14 protein-coding genes are annotated in these 18,289 nt (G+C 58.5%); 10 read left to right on the forward strand and 4 right to left on the reverse strand.

The genetic code is table 11. The features are described 5' to 3' along the window. Positions 1–38: 38 nt before the first annotated feature. The 6 genes from fadB (at position 39) to ACOYXJ_RS18905 (ending at position 7,482) form a co-directional block, all read left to right on the forward strand. Positions 39–2,186: a fatty acid oxidation complex subunit alpha FadB gene (gene fadB / locus ACOYXJ_RS18880; protein WP_034156439.1), complete on the forward strand. Its 2,148-nt coding sequence runs from the start codon at positions 39–41 to the stop codon at positions 2,184–2,186. A 32-nt stretch (positions 2,187–2,218) separates the two neighbouring features. Beyond that, positions 2,219–3,394 (forward strand): acetyl-CoA C-acyltransferase FadA, encoded by a 1,176-nt coding sequence (gene fadA, locus ACOYXJ_RS18885; protein WP_007910465.1) that lies wholly within the window; start codon positions 2,219–2,221, stop codon positions 3,392–3,394. A gap of 98 nt (positions 3,395–3,492) precedes the next feature. Further along, complete coding sequence (locus ACOYXJ_RS18890; protein ID WP_007910467.1) at positions 3,493–3,729, forward strand: DUF1653 domain-containing protein; 237 nt, start codon at positions 3,493–3,495, stop codon at positions 3,727–3,729. Between the two features lie 114 nt (positions 3,730–3,843). Beyond that, entirely contained in the window at positions 3,844–6,474 is a 2,631-nt protein-coding gene (gene topA / locus ACOYXJ_RS18895) for a type I DNA topoisomerase (protein WP_460370951.1), read from the forward strand. 143 nt (positions 6,475–6,617) lie between these two features. Beyond that, positions 6,618–7,142: a DUF6586 family protein gene (locus ACOYXJ_RS18900; protein WP_460370953.1), complete on the forward strand. Its 525-nt coding sequence runs from the start codon at positions 6,618–6,620 to the stop codon at positions 7,140–7,142. 106 nt (positions 7,143–7,248) lie between these two features. Next, positions 7,249–7,482: a hypothetical protein gene (locus ACOYXJ_RS18905; protein WP_003226592.1), complete on the forward strand. Its 234-nt coding sequence runs from the start codon at positions 7,249–7,251 to the stop codon at positions 7,480–7,482. A gap of 96 nt (positions 7,483–7,578) precedes the next feature. Here ACOYXJ_RS18905 and sulA read toward each other — a convergent pair whose 3' ends face one another. Beyond that, complete coding sequence (gene sulA, locus ACOYXJ_RS18910; protein ID WP_460370955.1) at positions 7,579–8,052, reverse strand: SOS-induced cell division inhibitor SulA; 474 nt, start codon at positions 8,050–8,052, stop codon at positions 7,579–7,581. A 10-nt stretch (positions 8,053–8,062) separates the two neighbouring features. Continuing rightward, positions 8,063–8,671, reverse strand: coding sequence for a transcriptional repressor LexA (lexA, locus tag ACOYXJ_RS18915; RefSeq protein ID WP_016775490.1), 609 nt, complete (start codon positions 8,669–8,671; stop codon positions 8,063–8,065). Between the two features lie 229 nt (positions 8,672–8,900). Here lexA and ACOYXJ_RS18920 point away from each other — a divergent pair, with 229 nt between their 5' ends. The 4 genes from ACOYXJ_RS18920 (at position 8,901) to ACOYXJ_RS18935 (ending at position 14,831) form a co-directional block, all read left to right on the forward strand. After that, positions 8,901–9,608: a TetR/AcrR family transcriptional regulator gene (locus ACOYXJ_RS18920; RefSeq protein WP_007910473.1), complete on the forward strand. Its 708-nt coding sequence runs from the start codon at positions 8,901–8,903 to the stop codon at positions 9,606–9,608. Between the two features lie 158 nt (positions 9,609–9,766). Further along, the gene (gene nagZ / locus ACOYXJ_RS18925) at positions 9,767–10,777 is read left to right on the forward strand and encodes a beta-N-acetylhexosaminidase (RefSeq protein ID WP_460370957.1); all 1,011 of its coding nucleotides are present in this window, start codon (positions 9,767–9,769) and stop codon (positions 10,775–10,777) included. 12 nt (positions 10,778–10,789) lie between these two features. Further along, a complete protein-coding gene (locus ACOYXJ_RS18930) occupies positions 10,790–11,527 on the forward strand; it encodes an S-methyl-5'-thioinosine phosphorylase (RefSeq protein WP_150794812.1) in 738 nt (245 codons plus the stop codon). 10 nt (positions 11,528–11,537) lie between these two features. Next, on the forward strand, positions 11,538–14,831 hold the full coding sequence (locus tag ACOYXJ_RS18935) for a DEAD/DEAH box helicase (RefSeq protein WP_460370960.1): 3,294 nt from the start codon (positions 11,538–11,540) through the stop codon (positions 14,829–14,831). A 169-nt stretch (positions 14,832–15,000) separates the two neighbouring features. On the opposite strand, the gene ACOYXJ_RS18940 is transcribed toward ACOYXJ_RS18935, so the two are convergent. Both ACOYXJ_RS18940 and ACOYXJ_RS18945 read right to left on the reverse strand, forming a co-directional pair. Further along, entirely contained in the window at positions 15,001–17,691 is a 2,691-nt protein-coding gene (locus ACOYXJ_RS18940) for a DEAD/DEAH box helicase (protein WP_150794814.1), read from the reverse strand. Positions 17,692–17,702: 11 nt separating this feature from the next. Beyond that, the gene (locus ACOYXJ_RS18945) at positions 17,703–18,284 is read right to left on the reverse strand and encodes a CsiV family protein (protein ID WP_102902242.1); all 582 of its coding nucleotides are present in this window, start codon (positions 18,282–18,284) and stop codon (positions 17,703–17,705) included. Positions 18,285–18,289: the final 5 nt, after the last annotated feature.

Raw genomic sequence — 18,289 nt, forward strand, 5'->3', positions numbered from 1 at the left:
CGTGTACTGTTCAGCTTCCATATCGTGGAGATCAGTTGATGATTTACGAAGGTAAAGCCATCACGGTTAAAGCTCTTGAAAGTGGCATCGTCGAATTGAAATTCGACCTCAAGGGTGAGTCCGTCAACAAGTTCAACCGTCTAACCCTGAACGAACTGCGTCAGGCCGTAGACACCATCAAGGCAGATGCTTCGATCAAGGGCGTGATCGTCAGCAGTGGCAAGGACGTATTCATCGTCGGCGCCGACATCACCGAATTTGTCGACAACTTCAAGCTGCCGGATGCCGAGCTGGTTGCTGGCAATCTCGAAGCCAACAAGATCTTCAGCGATTTCGAAGACCTCAACGTTCCGACCGTCGTGGCCATCAATGGCATCGCGCTGGGCGGCGGCCTGGAAATGTGCCTGGCAGCTGACTATCGCGTCATGTCGACCAAGGCCAAGATCGGCCTGCCGGAAGTCAAGCTGGGCATCTACCCAGGCTTCGGTGGCACCGTGCGTCTGCCGCGCCTGATTGGTGTCGACAACGCCATCGAATGGATTGCCTCCGGTAAGGAAAACCGCCCTGAAGACGCTCTGAAAGTCAGCGCCGTCGACGCCGTGGTTGCTCCTGAGAAACTGCAGGAAGCTGCCCTTGAACTGATCAAACGCGCCATCTCCGGCGAGTTCGACTTCAAGGCCAAGCGTCAGCCGAAACTTGAAAAACTCAAGCTGAACGCCATTGAACAGATGATGGCTTTCGAAACCGCCAAAGGTTTCGTCGCCGGTCAGGCTGGCCCGAACTACCCGGCGCCGGTGGAAGCGATCAAGACCATCCAGAAAGCCGCGAACTTCGGTCGTGACAAGGCGCTGGAAGTCGAAGCTGCCGGTTTCGTCAAACTGGCCAAGACCTCTGCCGCGCAGAGCTTGATCGGCCTGTTCCTGAACGATCAGGAACTGAAGAAAAAGGCCAAGGCCTACGACGAAATCGCCAAAGACGTGAAGCAGGCCGCTGTGCTCGGCGCCGGCATCATGGGCGGCGGTATCGCTTATCAGTCGGCCTCCAAAGGTACGCCGATCCTGATGAAAGACATCAACGAGCACGGCATCGAGCAAGGTCTGGCCGAAGCCGCCAAGCTGCTGGTTGGCCGCGTTGATAAAGGTCGCATGACCGCTGCGAAAATGGCTGAGGTACTCAACGCCATTCGTCCGACCCTGTCCTACGGCGATTTCGGTCACGTCGATCTGGTTGTCGAAGCTGTCGTCGAGAACCCTAAGGTCAAGCAAGCCGTGTTGGCTGAAGTGGAAGGTCAGGTCAAAGAGGACACCATCCTCGCGTCCAACACCTCGACCATTTCCATCAGCCTGCTGGCGAAAGCCCTCAAGCGTCCGGAAAACTTCGTCGGCATGCACTTCTTCAACCCGGTGCACATGATGCCGCTGGTGGAAGTGATCCGTGGCGAGAAGTCGAGTGAGCTGGCCGTTGCCACCACCGTTGCCTACGCCAAGAAAATGGGCAAGAACCCGATCGTCGTCAACGACTGCCCGGGCTTCCTGGTCAACCGCGTACTGTTCCCGTACTTCGGCGGTTTCGCCAAGCTGGTCAGCGCCGGTGTGGACTTCGTCCGTATCGACAAGGTCATGGAAAAATTCGGCTGGCCAATGGGCCCGGCATACCTGATGGATGTGGTCGGCATCGACACCGGTCACCACGGTCGTGACGTAATGGCTGAAGGTTTCCCGGATCGCATGAAGGATGACCGTCGTTCGGCCATCGACGTGCTGTACGAAGCCAAGCGCCTGGGCCAGAAGAACGGCAAGGGTTTCTACGCTTACGAGGCCGACAAGAAAGGCAAGCAGAAGAAAGTCGCCGATCCATCGGTGCTGGAAGTGCTCAAGCCGATCGTTTACGAGCAGCGCGAAGTCACTGACGAAGACATCATCAACTGGATGATGATCCCGCTGTGCCTGGAAACCGTGCGTTGCCTGGAAGACGGCATCGTTGAAACTGCCGCCGAAGCCGACATGGGTCTGGTCTACGGTATCGGTTTCCCTCCATTCCGTGGCGGTGCGCTGCGCTACATCGATTCGATCGGTGTTGCCGAGTTCGTTGCCCTGGCTGACCAGTACGCTGATTTGGGCGCGCTGTACCACCCGACCGCGAAACTGCGTGAAATGGCCAAAACCGGCCAACGGTTCTTCGGTTAAGCGTCCCAACTTTTGAGCGAGAGTGAAATTTTATGAGCTTGAATCCAAGAGACGTCGTGATTGTCGACTTCGGTCGTACTCCGATGGGCCGCTCCAAGGGCGGCATGCACCGCAACACCCGCGCCGAAGACATGTCGGCGCACTTGATCAGCAAATTGCTGGAACGCAACGCCAAGGTCGATCCAGCTGAAGTCGAGGACGTGATCTGGGGCTGCGTCAATCAGACCCTGGAGCAGGGCTGGAACATCGCCCGCATGGCGTCGCTGATGACTCAGATCCCGCACACTTCGGCTGGCCAGACCGTCAGCCGTCTGTGTGGCTCGTCGATGAGCGCATTGCACACTGCTGCGCAAGCGATCATGACCGGAAACGGTGACGTGTTCGTGGTTGGCGGCGTCGAGCATATGGGCCACGTGAGCATGATGCACGGTGTCGATCCGAACCCGCACATGTCGCTGTACGCGGCGAAAGCCTCGGGCATGATGGGCCTGACCGCGGAAATGCTCGGCAAAATGCACGGCATCACTCGCGAACAGCAAGACGCTTTCGGCGTGCGTTCCCACCAGTTGGCCCACAAGGCCACGGTGGAAGGCAAGTTCAAAGACGAAATCATCCCGATGCAGGGCTACGACGAGAACGGGTTCCTGAAACTGTTCGACTACGACGAAACCATTCGTCCGGAAACCACCCTGGAAAGTCTGGCGGCTCTCAAGCCAGCCTTCAATCCAAAGGGCGGCACCGTGACTGCCGGTACTTCGTCGCAAATCACCGATGGTGCTTCGTGCATGATCGTGATGTCGGCGCAGCGTGCGCAGGACTTGGGTATCCAGCCAATGGCGGTTATCCGTTCGATGGCAGTGGCGGGTGTGGATCCGGCGATCATGGGCTATGGTCCAGTTCCGGCAACACAAAAAGCCCTGAAGCGTGCGGGCCTTGGCATCAACGATATCGACTTTTTTGAGCTCAACGAAGCATTCGCCGCACAGGCCTTGCCAGTGCTGAAAGATCTGAAAGTGCTCGACAAGATGAACGAGAAGGTTAACCTGCACGGCGGCGCGATCGCCCTGGGTCACCCGTTCGGTTGCTCCGGTGCCCGTATTTCCGGCACCTTGCTGAACGTGATGAAGCAGAATAGCGGCACCTTCGGGGTGGCCACTATGTGCATTGGTCTCGGCCAAGGCATCTCCACCGTCTTCGAACGCGTCTAAGCGTCTCGTTGATGGAAGCCGGGGCCAAGTGCCCCGGTTTTTGTTTTTGTGGATTTATTTTGTTTTTATTTTGAAAAAATTTGAGTGAGGGCCGAAGCATGCCGATACAACCTGGGCTCTACCAACATTACAAAGGTCCGCAGTACCGCGTATTCAGTGTTGCGCGGCATTCCGAGACCGAAGAAGAAGTGGTCTTTTACCAAGCCCTGTATGGTGATTACGGCTTTTGGGTGCGCCCACTGAGCATGTTTCTCGAGTCAGTCGAAGTTGACGGCGAGCAGGTGCCACGCTTTGCTTTGGTGCAAGCCGAACCGAGCCTTTTTTCCAAGGCATAAGGCGAGGGCGCACAGAACCCTGTGCTTGACCTCACCTTGTATCAACTATATATAGCGGTGCCGCGTCAGGCGCCAACCGCCTTTCACTTCTAGAATTCAGGAATTTTCTGATCCATGGGCAAATCGCTGGTCATTGTGGAATCCCCGGCTAAGGCCAAGACCATCAACAAGTATCTGGGTAACCAATACGTGGTGAAGTCGAGTATCGGCCATATCCGAGACCTGCCCACCAGCGGTTCGGCTAGCGCCAGCAAAGAGCCAGCCGCCAAGCGCGGCAAGGCTGCTGCGGGCGAAGGTCCGGTGCTCTCGCCGAAAGAGAAAGCGCGCAAGCAGCTGGTCTCGCGTATGGGTGTCGATCCCGATCATGGCTGGAAAGCCAAGTACGAGATCCTCCCGGGTAAAGAGAAGGTCATCGAAGAGCTGCGCCGGCTCGCCAAAGATGCTGACACCATCTATCTCGCAACCGACTTGGATCGCGAGGGGGAAGCCATTGCCTGGCACCTGCGCGAAGCCATCGGTGGTGACGACAGTCGCTATAAGCGCGTGGTGTTCAACGAAATCACCAAGAAGGCGATTCAGGAAGCCTTCTCGGAACCGGGCGAGCTGGACATCGATCGTGTCAACGCGCAGCAGGCGCGTCGTTTCCTTGACCGCGTTGTGGGTTACATGGTCTCGCCGCTGCTTTGGGCGAAAATCGCTCGTGGCTTGTCCGCCGGTCGCGTGCAATCGGTTGCCGTGAAGCTGGTCGTGGAGCGTGAGCGCGAAATTCGTGCGTTCAACCCGGAAGAGTACTGGGAAGTGCACGCCGATCTCGGCACCACGAAAGGCTCGACCGTGCGTTTCGAAGTGGCTCGCGAGAACGGCGAAGCGTTCAAGCCGCTCAACGAAGCTCAGGCCATGGCTGCGCTGGAGAAACTCAAGTCTTCCAGCTACAGCATCGTCAAGCGCGAAGACAAGCCGACCAGCAGCAAGCCTTCGGCGCCATTCATCACGTCGACCCTGCAACAGGCTGCGAGTAACCGCCTAGGCTTCGGCGTGAAGAAAACCATGATGATGGCCCAGCGTCTGTACGAAGCTGGCTACATCACTTACATGCGTACCGACTCGACCAACCTCTCGGCTGATGCCGTGGCGATGGCGCGCACTTATATCGAAGACGAGTTCGGCAAGAAGTACCTGCCGGAAACGCCAAACGTCTACAGCAGCAAAGAAGGCGCACAGGAGGCTCACGAAGCGATCCGTCCTTCCGACGCCAACACCACGCCGACCAAGCTCGCAGGCATGGAGCGTGACGCTGAGCGCCTCTACGAACTGATCTGGCGCCAGTTCCTCGCATGCCAGATGCTGCCGGCGCAATATCTGTCGACCACCGTCAGCGTCGGCGCTGGCGATTTCGAGCTGCGCGCCAAGGGCCGTATCCTCAAATTCGACGGTTACACCCGCGTCATGCCGCAGATTGCCAAACCAGGCGACGACGACGTTCTGCCTGATATGGCGCAGGGCGACGTGATGAAGCTGATCAAACTCGATCCGTCGCAGCACTTCACCAAGCCGCCGGCGCGTTACTCGGAAGCCAGCCTGGTTAAAGAAATGGAAAAACGTGGCATTGGTCGTCCTTCGACTTACGCTGCGATCATTTCGACCATTCAGGATCGCGGTTATGTGACCTTGCACAACCGTCGTTTCTACTCGGAAAAGATGGGCGACATCGTCACCGAGCGTCTGTCGGAAAGCTTCTCCAACCTCATGGACTACGGCTTCACTGCTGGCATGGAAGAGAACCTCGATGACGTGGCACAGGGTGAGCGCGACTGGAAAAGTGTGCTGGACGAGTTCTACGGCGACTTCAAAAAGAAACTCGAAGTAGCTGAAAATCCTGAAAGCGGCATGCGCGCCAACCAGCCGGTCATGACCGACATCCCGTGCACGACCTGCGGTCGTCCGATGCAGATCCGTACTGCGTCGACCGGCGTGTTCCTCGGTTGCTCCGGCTACAGCCTGCCGCCGAAAGAACGCTGCAAGGCCACCGTCAACCTGGTGCCGGGCGACGAGATCGCTGCGGACGACGAAGGTGAGTCGGAATCGCTGGTGCTGCGTGGCAAGCATCGCTGCCCGATTTGCAGCACGGCGATGGACGCTTATCTGCTCGACGAGAAGCGCAAGCTGCACATCTGCGGTAACAACCCGGATTGCGCCGGCTACGAAATCGAAGAGGGCAGCTATCGCATCAAGGGCTATGAAGGTCCGAGCCTGGAATGCGACAAGTGCGGCAGCGAGATGCAGCTCAAGACTGGCCGTTTCGGCAAGTTCTTCGGTTGCACCAACCCTGAGTGCAAGAACACCCGCAAACTGCTGAAAAGCGGTGATGCAGCGCCGCCGAAGATGGATCCGGTGAAGATGCCTGAGCTGAAATGCGAAAAGGTCAACGACACCTACATCCTCCGTGACGGTGCCTCTGGTCTGTTCCTGGCCGCCAGCCAGTTCCCGAAAAACCGTGAGACCCGTGCTCCGCTGGTGATCGAGATTGTGCCGCACAAGGACGAAATCGATCCGAAGTATCACTTCCTCTGCGACGCGCCGAAGAAGGATCCTGATGGTCTGCCAGCGGTTATTCGCTACAGCCGCAAGACCAAAGAGCAATACGTGCAGACCGAAGTCGACGGCAAGCCTACCGGTTGGAAGGCGTACTTCGACGGCGGTAAGTGGACGGTTGAAGACAAGCGTACGAAGGCCAAAGCCGAGTAAGCGTTAGTCTGATACTGAAAGGCCGCATGACAACCCACGGGTTTTCATGCGGCCTTTTTGTTTTGTGCTTGCGGTAGGATCGACTGATCCACGACACTGTCCGGCCTGTGTGAAGCAATTATTTCGTTGTGGAGAGTGCCGTCATGGCTCACGAACTCTATACCCGTACCAATCAGAAGATCTATTTCGCCGGCCTGTCGCTCGAAGCCTTGGCTCGCGCTGAAGAAGGGCGGGCGATGAATTCTCTGGCGTTGATTCAGGCTGGTCGAGAATCGGCGTTGTTTCACCTGTACGGCGCCTTGTTGGGGCTTTGTCATGAGATCGCTGGTTTCTATCGTCTGCCGCAGGCCAATGCGTCGCGGGCCGAGATGCTGTTGACGCGTGAAGTGCTGGAATCGATCGCGATACCTGAATTGGCCGAGATGGTCGAGCTGGCGGGGAATTCGGAAACCTGGTTGGCGAAACTGCTGGCTGCGCATTCGGCGCTGTTTCAGCCGCCGCGGGTGCCACACAAGCCCAAAGGAGACGTGACTCAGCCGCTGATTCAGGCGATTAATCTGGATGAAGAGGAGTCGCCAGAAGAGTCGAGTCGAGAGGAGCTGGAGAGCTGGCGGCAGAATCTGAAAGGCTTGGCGATACGCTTTCGCGAAGGCTTGAACGAGTGCTGAGGGCGATTGACACGGTGGCAATCTGAAACATGCTGCTGGTCAAGATCCCGAGCGAAGCCTGAATGATGTCTATATAATCCCTGCCTTTCGTGGAGAACAGACCTATATGCCAACGTCCTTTCTAGAAATTGTCGAGTTACCAGACGGCCGAATCGAGCTGCGCAGGGCTGAGGACGAGGGTTCTTTGGTGACGCTGGATTTCTCCGAGGATGCCAAGGCGTTCCTGCAAGGTCAGCATGTGGAAATCGCCAAGGCGATGTTAAGCGTCGGCGTGCAGATGGCCGGCCGTATGGTTGAAGGCGAGTTTGATAAGGAAGAGGGGCCGCGGGTTCTTCATTGATCCTGGCGTCTCTTTACTTTTTGACGTTACCGCTTCAGATCGGCTTCTCTTTCCCTGGAGAAGCCCTGCGCTTCACACAGCGCGTATAACTACCAATCAACCCAAACGAATATTCAGGCTCTGAGCATCGCCCGTGCGGGCGGCGCTGATCAGTTGTTGCCGTGAATGGGTGTTTAGCGGGTTAAGCCAAGTGACCACAGTGTGGCTGCGCCCCAACCGCAGAGCTTCGCAAGCCAGCTGCTGAGCGCTTTGAACGCCTCGTGGTTGCAGCAACAAAATGCGCTCGCGGTTCAGGCCAGCATCCCGTAGCCAGGTTTGGGTCAGGCTTGCAGGAGGCGCTATCAGCGTCAGCCAGCGCGCGTCCTGATCTTCACTGAGTTCGCGAAGAATCGGGGCGAGCAGGTTCAGGCAGTTCCCGGCAGCACCACGCAGTGACAGCTCACTGAATACTTCAGGTTCGACAATCCACGGGCGCTCGACGACCTCTTTGAGGATCGGCGCCATCGGTTGTGCCAGAAACGCTTCGAATAAAGGCAGTTGTGTTTGCTGAGGGGTGTGTGGGAACTGCATAAAGCCTCCTTTAGCGGCGAATGACGCCGACACTCAAACCTTCGATCACCAGTTCCTGATCTTTCAGGTCGACTTCGATCGGGGCGAACTCAGGGTTTTCGGCAATCAGCCAGACTTTGCTGCCTTCACGCTTGAAGCGTTTGACCGTCACTTCGTCGCCGATGCGGGCAACGACAACCTGGCCATTGCGCGCTTCACGTGTGGTATGGACCGCCAGCAGGTCACCGTCGAAGATGCCGATGTCCTTCATGCTCATGCCGTGTACGCGCAACAGATAGTCAGCGCGCGGATGAAAGAAGGTCGGATTGATGTTGCAGGATTCTTCTATGTGTTGCTGGGCGAGGATTGGCGCGCCGGCAGCGACCCGGCCAATGATCGGCAGGGTAGAGTCGTCTGCCTTGGCTTCGAAGCCAGGGATGCGAATACCGCGCGAAGCGCCAGGTGTCATCTCGATGGCGCCTTTTCGGGCCAGTGCCTTGAGATGCTCTTCAGCCGCGTTCGGCGACTTGAAGCCCAGTTCCTGAGCGATTTCCGCACGGGTTGGCGGGTAGCCGTTGTCTTCGAGGCAGCGTTTGATAAAGGCCAGAATCTCGGCTTGGCGTGGCGTCAGCTTTAGCATATTGATCGCTCTGTCTTTTTATACAGTGACTGGGATTATATACAGTGAAGCGCCCTTGGCAATGCCCGTTTTTTTGCCTGCCGCCGGACGGTCGGAAGAAGCGTTTAATAAAGCGTTGGCCTTGTGTGGTTAAATAGCTGACCGACCATTCCCAAAACGAACTGGCAGGCTTGACAAGGCACAGGCTGAAACGTATGTTTCAAACAAGTGTTTGTCAGGCGGAGTAGCCATGGCCCAGTCGGAAACCGTTGAACGCATTCTTGATGCTGCCGAGCAGTTGTTCGCGGAGAAAGGTTTCGCTGAAACCTCATTGCGTTTGATTACCAGCAAGGCTGGCGTCAACCTGGCAGCGGTGAACTATCATTTCGGCTCGAAAAAAGCGCTGATCCAAGCGGTTTTTTCGCGCTTTCTCGGCCCGTTCTGCATCAGTCTCGATAAAGAGTTGGAGCGACGTCAGGCCAAGCCTGAAAACAAGCCAACCCTCGAAGAGCTGCTGGAAATCCTTGTCGAACAGGCCCTCGTGGTTCAGCCACGCAGCGGCAATGATCTGTCGATCTTCATGCGCCTGCTCGGTCTCGCGTTCAGCCAGAGCCAAGGCCATTTGCGCCGCTACCTGGAAGACATGTACGGCAAGGTATTCCGTCGCTACATGTTGCTGGTCAACGAAGCCGCACCACGCATTCCGCCGATCGAGCTGTTCTGGCGCGTGCACTTCATGCTCGGCGCCGCCGCGTTCAGCATGTCCGGCATCAAGGCTTTGCGCGCAATCGCCGAGACCGATTTCGGCGTCAATACCTCCATCGAACAAGTGATGCGTCTGATGGTGCCGTTCCTCGCCGCGGGTATGCGCGCTGAAACCGGCGTCACCGATGCAGCCATGGCCACCGCGCAACTGCGTCCGCGCAGCAAGTCAACGCCGGTCGCCGCCAAGGTTTAACCGCACACGGGTGGGCGCGGCAGCTTGTATCCGCTAAGCTAGCCGCCCATGCCGACTCTCGTTCTGAACCCGATCTCCATAGAAATTGCCAACCTGCCGAGCATTGTTCACGGTAGCGATTTCCTGCAGATCGGGTTTTTCGTTTTCAAGGAATTTCTATGACTGCTGGCCTGCAAGGCTCGTTGATGGTGGACGTCGCCGGTACCTGGCTGACGTCCGAGGATCGCCAATTGTTGCGTCAGCCCGAAGTGGGCGGCCTGATCATTTTCGCGCGCAACATCGAGCATCCACGCCAGGTGCGTGAACTCAGTGCGTCGATTCGCGCGATTCGCCCGGACCTGCTGCTGGCGGTGGATCAAGAGGGCGGTCGTGTGCAGCGTCTGCGCCAGGGGTTCGTGCGTCTGCCGGCCATGCGTGCCATCGCCGATAACCCGAATGCCGAATACCTCGCCGAGCAGTGTGGCTGGATCATGGCCACCGAAGTACTCGCGGTCGGGCTCGACCTGAGCTTCGCCCCGGTGCTCGATCTCGATTACCAGCGCAGCGCCGTGGTCGGCACCCGTTCATTCGAGAGCGATCCCGAGCGTGCCGCAGTACTCGCCGGTGCATTCATTCGCGGTATGAACAGCGCGGGCATGGCTGCCACCGGTAAGCATTTCCCTGGCCACGGCTGGGCCGAAGCCGACTCCCACGTCGCGATTCCAAACGACGAACGCAGCCTCGACGAGATCCGCGCCAACGACCTCGTACCCTTCGCCAAACTCAGCAAGCAGCTGGCCGCGATCATGCCGGCGCACGTCATCTATCCCCAAGTCGACTCGCAGCCAGCCGGCTTCTCCCGCCGCTGGTTGCAAGACATCCTGCGCGGCGAGTTGCAGTTTGACGGCGTGATCTTCAGCGACGACCTGTCGATGGCCGGCGCCCACGTGGTTGGCGACGCCGCCAGCCGTATCGAAGCCGCGTTGACTGCCGGTTGCGACATGGGCCTGGTGTGCAACGACCGCGCCGCTGCCGAACTGGCCCTGAGCGCCGCACAACGGATGAAGGTCAAGCCTTCCGACCGCATCGCCCGTATGCGCGGTCAGGCATTCGCCAGCACCGATTACCGTCAGGATCCGCGCTGGCTCACCGCCATCGGCGCGCTCAAAGACGCTCAACTGATCGATTAAGGATTTTTCGCTATGACGGTTTACGCAATCATCGGTGGCACCGGCCTGACCCAACTAGAAGGCCTGACCATTCGCCAATCGCTGGCGGTGGACACGCCCTACGGCGCGCCATCGGCCGACGTACAAATTGGCGAATACGCCGGCAAGGAAGTGTTGTTCCTTGCACGTCATGGCCACCCGCATCGCTTCCCGCCGCACAAGGTCAACTACCGCGCCAACCTTTGGGCGCTGAAGCAGGCCGGTGCCGAGGCAATCATCGCGGTGAACGCGGTGGGCGGTATTCACCCTGAGATGGGCACCGGGCATTTCTGCGTGCCGCATCAGATCGTCGACTACACCAGCGGCCGCGAGCACACCTTTTTCGCCGATGATCTGGAGCACGTCACCCACATCGACTTCAGCTTTCCTTACAGCGAACCGCTGCGTCAGCAATTGATCGCCGCCGTGGCCGCTGAAGGTTGCGAATACAGCGATCAGGGTGTGTATGCCTGCACCCAAGGCCCGCGTCTGGAAACGGTCGCCGAGATCGTGCGTCTGGAACGTGATGGCTGCGACATCGTCGGTATGACCGGCATGCCGGAAGCGGCACTGGCCCGTGAGCTGGATCTGGATTACGCCTGTCTGGCACTGGTGGTGAACCCGGCAGCGGGCAAGACCACGGAAGTGATCACCATGGCCGAGATCGAGCAGGCGCTGCATGACGGCATGGGCAAGGTGAAATCGGCGTTGGCACGGGTGTTGGTCGGCTGAAGGACTGCCCATGAGCATTCTCATCGAACGGCTCAAGTCGTTGACCTGGACTCAGGCATTCAGTAGCAAGGCGCTGGCCAAGGCTCGCGCTTATGCCGCCGAGGACCGGGTAGAGATCATCGAAATCAATGACAGAAAGATCGAGGCGTTCTGCGTCGGTTCGGAAAGTCAGGCGTATGAACAAAGCATTTACCTGTCCGAAGATCGGCTGGGTTCCGTCAACTTGCGTTGCCTGTGCAGCTGTCCTGTCGTAATCGACTGCAAGCACTGCGCTGCGGTGCTCTATCACTTGCAGCGCAGTGCTGATGATGCGTCTGAAAGTGACGCACAAATCCCTTTGGGGCGGGCGCTGGAGCATTGGCTTTCGACCATTCCCGTGCCGGCCAAACCCGCTGAAGAAGGCGCGCAAACCGCAGGCACGCGCCTGTTTTACAAGCTCAAGCCAACGCCTGTGAGCGGCAAGTGGCTGCTCGATATTTTCAAGGTTTCCCAGCTCAAGAGCGGCGAGTTACGCGAAGTAAAACCGATGTATTCGCTAGCGGAAATGCTCATGCGTCAGCCCGGCTACCTGTCCGAGCTGGATCTGCGTGTCGCCAGGCTGCTGGTTGCCATGCACTCCCACCATGCCTATTACAGCGGCTATCCGCTGGAAGGCAGCAGCGGCGCCGAACTGCTGGAAATGCTCTTGCGCACATCGCGGCTGTTTCTCGATTTCGAGGATCTGCAACCGTTGGTGCCGGGCCCGAAGCGTATCGGCCAGTTCGCCTGGGCCGAGCAGGCCGACGGCGGTTTCCGTGCGCAGTGGAGCAGTGCCGAGGCTGCGCAGGAAACTGTGCTGGCGCTGGAGCCGCTTTACTACCTGGACCGTGAACAGCGGCAGATTGGCCCTCTGTTCAATGAACTGGAAGAAAAACTGGCCAGCCATTTGACTCTGGCGCCGGACATTCCGGCGCGTCAGGCCATGCAGTTCAGCCATCGCATGAGCGCGGCAACGAGAATCCCGCCGCCACACCAGCTGACCGAACGGATCATCGACGACGTACTTCCTCAGCCACAACTGACCCTCGTCAGCGGTCGGGAGCGCTCGCGCTGGGAATACGTTCTGGAGCACCGCGCCGCTCTGGTATTTACCTACAACGGTCAGCCGACGGTGGATCGCAACCCGGAAGTGATGATCCTTAACGGTACCGAGACCCAGCGCATCCAACGCCAGCCTGCGGTGGAAAAGAAACTGCGCCAGATTCTGCAAAAGCACGGCTTCAAGAAAGCCACGCGCAAGAGCTCGCTGGATCGTCCCGGTGAGATGTTCACGTTGCCGGATGATTCCGCCTGGCTCGGGTTTATGCACGAAGGGCTTGCCACGTTGCGCGCCTCGAACTGGGAAGTGGAGATAAGCCCCGGCTTTCATTTCGATGTGCAACCGGTTGAGCATTGGTACGCCGAGGTCGAAGAAGAGGCTGGGCATCAGTGGTTTGATTTGCAGTTGGGTATCGTCGTCAATGGCCAGCGCTATAGTTTGCTACCGATCCTTCTGCACTTGTTGCGCACCCAGCCGCGCTTGCTTGACCCGGTCAATCTGGCACAACGCAGCGATGACGAAAAACTCCTGATCGAACTGAAGCCCAGCGGTTTTGGCGAGCCATTGGGCGCCAAGGTCGCGCTGCCGTTGAGTCGGGTCAAGCCGCTGATGGCCGCGCTGGGCGAGTTGTACCTGGGCGGTCATCAGGGCGATGCACTGCGCTTGAGTGTCCCGGATGCCGCGCGCTTGAGTATGCTCGATGGCGTGCCGCTGGATTGGCAGGGTGGCGAGCGGCTGCGCACCTTTGCCAATCGCCTGCAGAATTCCAGTCACACCCACGTCGCTGCGCCGGCCGGCCTTAATGCGCAACTGCGCCCGTATCAGCTCGAAGGCCTGAACTGGATGCAGACCCTGCGCGAGCTTGAAGTCGGCGGGATTTTGGGCGATGACATGGGGCTGGGCAAAACGCTGCAGACCTTGGCGCATCTGCTCACGGAAAAACACGCCGGTCGCCTCGATTGCCCGGCTCTGGCGGTGATGCCGACCAGCCTGATTCCCAACTGGCTCGACGAGGCCGAGCGTTTCACCCCTCAGTTGAAAGTATTGGCGCTGCACGGCACGGGGCGGCAAAAGGATTTCGTCAATCTGGCTGAGTACGATCTGGTGCTGACCACTTACGCGTTGCTGCCAAGGGATCTGGAGACCTTGCAGCCGCAGACGTGGAGCGTGCTGATTCTCGACGAAGCGCAGAACATCAAAAACCCGATCAGTAAAGCGGCGCAAGCGGCCCGTGACCTGCAGGCCCGCCAGCGCTTGTGCCTGAGCGGCACGCCATTGGAAAACCACCTGGGCGAGCTTTGGTCGCAGTTTCATTTCCTCATGCCCGGTTGGCTTGGCGACAGCAAGTCCTTCAATCGCGATTACCGCACGCCAATCGAAAAGCACGGCAATGTTCAGCGTATGCAGCACCTGACAGCACGCATCAAGCCGTTTTTGTTGCGTCGCAAAAAGGATCAGGTCGCCACCGAGTTGCCGCCGAAAACCGAAATTGTCCATTGGGTCGATCTCAGCGACGGCCAACGCGACGTCTATGAAACGGTTCGGGTGGCGATGGACAAAAAAGTCCGCGACGAAATTGCCCGCAGTGGCGTGGCGCGCAGTCAGATCATCATTCTTGATGCCTTGCTCAAGCTGCGGCAGGTCTGTTGCGACTTGCGCCTGATCAAGATGCCGCTGACAGCAAAAGCGCTGCGCTCCGGCAGTGGCAAGCTAGTCAGCCTGATGGAGATGCTCGAAGAGCTGCTCGGCGAAGGTCGCAGGATCCTGCTGTTCTCGCAGTTCACCTCAATGCTCGCCTTGATCGAGGAAGAATTGCAGCAACGGGACATTGCCTATTCGCTGCTGACCGGTGACACCACGGATCGACGCACACCGGTGAAGGACTTTCAGGGCGGCAAGGTGCCGCTGTTTCTGATCAGTCTGAAGGCCGGGGGTACCGGTTTGAATCTGACCGCTGCGGACACAGTGATCCACTTCGACCCTTGGTGGAACCCGGCGGTGGAGAATCAGGCAACCGATCGCGCGTATCGAATCGGGCAAAACAATCCGGTGTTTGTTTACAAGCTGATTGCTCGCGGCACTGTAGAGGAAAAAATACAGGCGTTGCAGCAGGAGAAAGCCGTGTTGGCCGGGGCGGTGCTTGAAGGCGGGACAACAGGTGGCTGGAAGCTGGAGCAGAGTGACATTGAGGCATTGTTTGCGCCGTTGCCTGTATCCAAGGGTTGAGCCTGGGTTTTAACCGTTAGACCGAGGTGAGCCATTCGCGAGCAGGCTCGCTCCCACATTAGATTTGTGGGATTCACAAGATCCCTGTGAACACTGGATTGGTGAATGCCACAGATCCAGTGTGGGAGCGAGCCTGCTCGCGAAAGCTATTTAACAGACGAAAAAGATTTCAACGCTTGTCGAGCTTATCCGGCAACGGCGCAAACAGCGCTTCAATATCATCACTCTGCAACTTCCAGTCCCCAGCCTTGCGCCCATCCAGCACGCCCGCCGCCAAGTCGGATTTTTCCTTTTGCAGGTGCTGAATCTTCTCTTCCACCGTGCCCCGAGCAATCATCTTGTAAACGAACACCGGTTTCTCCTGACCAATCCGATACGCCCGATCCGTCGCCTGATTCTCGGTCGCCGGGTTCCACCACGGGTCGTAGTGAATCACCGTGTCCGCCTCGGTCAGGTTCAAACCGACGCCGCCGGCCTTCAGGCTGATCAGAAAGATCTGACGCTTGCCGCTCTGGAATTCCTTCACCGGCGTACGTCGATCACGGGTCTGGCCCGTCAGTAGCGCGTAAGCGACATGACGTTTTTTCAGCTCGTCTTCGATCAAGGACAGCATCGAGGTGAACTGCGAGAACAGTAGAATCCGCCGTCCTTCTTCGAACAACTCATCGAGCATTTCCATCAGGCTGTCGAGTTTGCCCGAGGTGCTGCCGCGAGCGGGCAGGGTGGCGTCGTTGACCAGACGCAGATCGCAGCAAACCTGACGCAGCTTGAGCAGCGCCTCAAGAATGATGATCTGACTGCGCGCCACGCCTTTACGGGTGATCTCGTCGCGGACTTTCTTGTCCATCGCCAGACGCATGGTTTCGTACACATCGCGCTGCGCTTCGTTGAGATCGACCCAATGGATGATTTCAGTTTTCGGCGGCAGCTCGGTGGCCACCTGTTCCTTGGTGCGGCGCAGCAGAAACGGTTTTATCCGACCGTTGAGGTGCTGAAGTCTGACTTCACTGCCACGCTTTTCAATCGGCACGCGGTAATCGGCGTTGAAGCTTTTCACGTCGCCGAGCCAGCCCGGCAGCAGGAAGTGAAACAGCGACCACAGTTCACCCAAGTGATTTTCCAGCGGCGTACCGCTGAGGCACAGGCGCTGGCGAGCATTGAGCTCGCGTGCGGCTTGAGCGGCTTTGCTGTTCGGGTTTTTGATGTACTGCGCCTCATCCAGCACCAACACATGCAGCGGCTGCTTGGCCAGACGCTCGACGTCTTTGGGCAGTAGTGCGTAAGTGGTGAGGATCAGGTCGTAATCCGCCAGATTGTCAAAGTGCTTTTTGCGAGTGGCGCCGTACAGCGCAACTACTTTCAGTTGCGGGGTGAAGTGCGCCGCCTCATCGAGCCAGTTCGGAATCAGGCTGGTCGGCATCACCACCATGCACGGGCGATCGAGGCGACCGGCGATTTTCTCACTGAGAATATGCGCCAGAGTCTGTAGGGTTTTGCCCAAACCCATGTCGTCCGCAAGAATCCCGCCGACCTCCAGTTGCCGCAGCGATTGCATCCAGCTCAAACCTTCGAGCTGATAAGGGCGCAGCGTCGCGTTCAGACCTTCCGGAGCCTCTGCGCTGAAATCACGAATATCACGCAGGCGCTGAGCAAGCGTGCGGATCTGCTCACCGCCCTCCCACAGCAGCGGCAGGCCTTCCAGCGAGTTGAGCCGCGTGGCATCCGCCTTGCTCAGGCGCAGGGTGGTTTCGCCCGGCTCCTGCAAATAAAACTCGCCGAGCGTCATCAATACCGGCTTCAACCGGCCCAACGGCAAAGCCACTTGCAACGGCCCATGGTCGCTGGTGCGTTGCGGGATATTGACCAGAATCAGTTCATCGTCGCGGCGACGGGCAAGGCGTTCCGGATTGAGAATTTCCGCGTGCGAACGCATCAGGTTGAGCAGGATCGGCAACAGGCTCAGGCGCTCACCGTTGACGATGATCCCCAGCTCCAGATCAAACCAGTCACGCTCCGGCACCTGCTCGACGGTGGCGTACCAGTCATCGACGGCGGTCAGATCGAAGCCGAACTCCTCATCGATCTGCAGTTCCCAGCCTTGGCTGCGCAGTTTCGGCAGGTCGTTGAGGGTGAAGGTCAGCCAGGCGCTGTCATTGACCATCTCGTACAGCTCGCCGGCGCTTTCCGGCAGTGCTTTGCTCTGGCGTGTGGCGATGCGGAAGCCGAGGATGCGTAACTGTTCGCGGTAGGACTGTTCGACTTCCGGGTGACGTTTTATCCGCAGCGTCTGGGTTTCCTGACGAATCAGGATGTCGCTGTTCTTCTGCCCGCTGACGTATTCATCCAGATAGCTGAACGACAGCGCCGCGCGATGCTGAATGTAGCGCTGCATCTTGCCGTTACGCGGTTCGAAAGCGCTGAATTCGACACTGGCCAGCCACAGGCGGGGCAATGGCTGCACGTTATCGACCAGCACTTGCGGTGGCGCTTTCGGGCTGCGGTTTTCCAGCACGGCCTGCAGCTTTTCCAAGAGTTCGGCGTCTTTGGCAGCGGCGGGGTAATCGAGGGTTTCCTGCACTTTCAGCAAAACAGCGGCGCAGTGTTTGCAGTTGGTGCGCACCGGGCAGGTGCAGCCAGCGTCCACCAGCAACAAAGTGCCTTTGGCTGACTCGCGCAGGTGAATGGTCTGACGGTACACGTTACCGCCAGAGCCTTCGCAACTGGCGGTGATGGTCGCATCACCGACCTGGGCGATGCGTACCCGATTTTCCAGGGCGTAGCGGCGGCCACGCTCCAGGCTCTGTTCCTTGAATCGGCTGACCCAGGAGGGCGCCAACGGTTTACTCAGCGGCGGGTTCATAAGGACTTCGATCAGTCCGGAATCGCTTCAGGCGCTTCCCGTGGCGCAGGTGCGGTCAGGGAAGTGATCTTGATCAGCAGGGCCAGATGGCCGTTGTCGAGATAGTTGAGCTGGCCGTTCTTGGTGTGGCTGTCCTGTTTCAGGCGCTCGCTGGCGGTGACCAGGCCATTGGCGTCGATCTGATTGACCCAGAAATCGGCAGCGACGTCAGTGAAGCGCCCGAGCTTCATCTCCAGCGTGCCTTCGATCGGGAATTGGCCGAACTGCTCCTGACCGTCGCTGACCGCAACTTTTGCCGGTGCTTCGCCAAGGGTTTGCTGCCAGGCCTTGTGCATCAGCACGCTGTAGTCGCCGCTGGCGGTGAGTTTAGTCACCACGTCATTCAGTGCAGGCGTGCGCTGGCTGTCATCGGCCAAACGCTGAGCGCCAGCGGCCCAGTCTTCCGGCGCGGCACGGCTGACGATCGCCGGCACGGCGTTCTGCCGGACCAGAATCATTTCGACCTGATACAGGTCATCGGCGAAAACCGAGGGTGCTGACACTGTGATCAAAAGCGAGGTCAGCAGCAAAGTCAGCGAACGAAACAGGCGCATTGGGC

The sequence above is a fragment of the Pseudomonas sp. Tul2A7 genome, from assembly GCF_054790505.1.

Excerpts from the sequence above, each read along its gene's own strand:
- ACOYXJ_RS18935 (WP_460370960.1), top strand. The coding sequence starts at position 11,538 with ATGAGCATTCTCATCGAACGGCTCAAGTCGTTGACCTGGACTCAGGCA.
- ACOYXJ_RS18945 (WP_102902242.1), bottom strand. The coding sequence starts at position 18,284 with ATGCGCCTGTTTCGTTCGCTGACTTTGCTGCTGACCTCGCTTTTGATC.
- sulA (WP_460370955.1), bottom strand. The coding sequence starts at position 8,052 with ATGCAGTTCCCACACACCCCTCAGCAAACACAACTGCCTTTATTCGAA.
- ACOYXJ_RS18930 (WP_150794812.1), top strand. The coding sequence starts at position 10,790 with ATGACGGTTTACGCAATCATCGGTGGCACCGGCCTGACCCAACTAGAA.
- ACOYXJ_RS18890 (WP_007910467.1), top strand. The coding sequence starts at position 3,493 with ATGCCGATACAACCTGGGCTCTACCAACATTACAAAGGTCCGCAGTAC.
- ACOYXJ_RS18920 (WP_007910473.1), top strand. The coding sequence starts at position 8,901 with ATGGCCCAGTCGGAAACCGTTGAACGCATTCTTGATGCTGCCGAGCAG.
- topA (WP_460370951.1), top strand. The coding sequence starts at position 3,844 with ATGGGCAAATCGCTGGTCATTGTGGAATCCCCGGCTAAGGCCAAGACC.
- lexA (WP_016775490.1), bottom strand. The coding sequence starts at position 8,671 with ATGCTAAAGCTGACGCCACGCCAAGCCGAGATTCTGGCCTTTATCAAA.
- ACOYXJ_RS18900 (WP_460370953.1), top strand. The coding sequence starts at position 6,618 with ATGGCTCACGAACTCTATACCCGTACCAATCAGAAGATCTATTTCGCC.
- ACOYXJ_RS18940 (WP_150794814.1), bottom strand. The coding sequence starts at position 17,691 with ATGAACCCGCCGCTGAGTAAACCGTTGGCGCCCTCCTGGGTCAGCCGA.
- ACOYXJ_RS18905 (WP_003226592.1), top strand. The coding sequence starts at position 7,249 with ATGCCAACGTCCTTTCTAGAAATTGTCGAGTTACCAGACGGCCGAATC.
- nagZ (WP_460370957.1), top strand. The coding sequence starts at position 9,767 with ATGACTGCTGGCCTGCAAGGCTCGTTGATGGTGGACGTCGCCGGTACC.
- fadA (WP_007910465.1), top strand. The coding sequence starts at position 2,219 with ATGAGCTTGAATCCAAGAGACGTCGTGATTGTCGACTTCGGTCGTACT.
- fadB (WP_034156439.1), top strand. The coding sequence starts at position 39 with ATGATTTACGAAGGTAAAGCCATCACGGTTAAAGCTCTTGAAAGTGGC.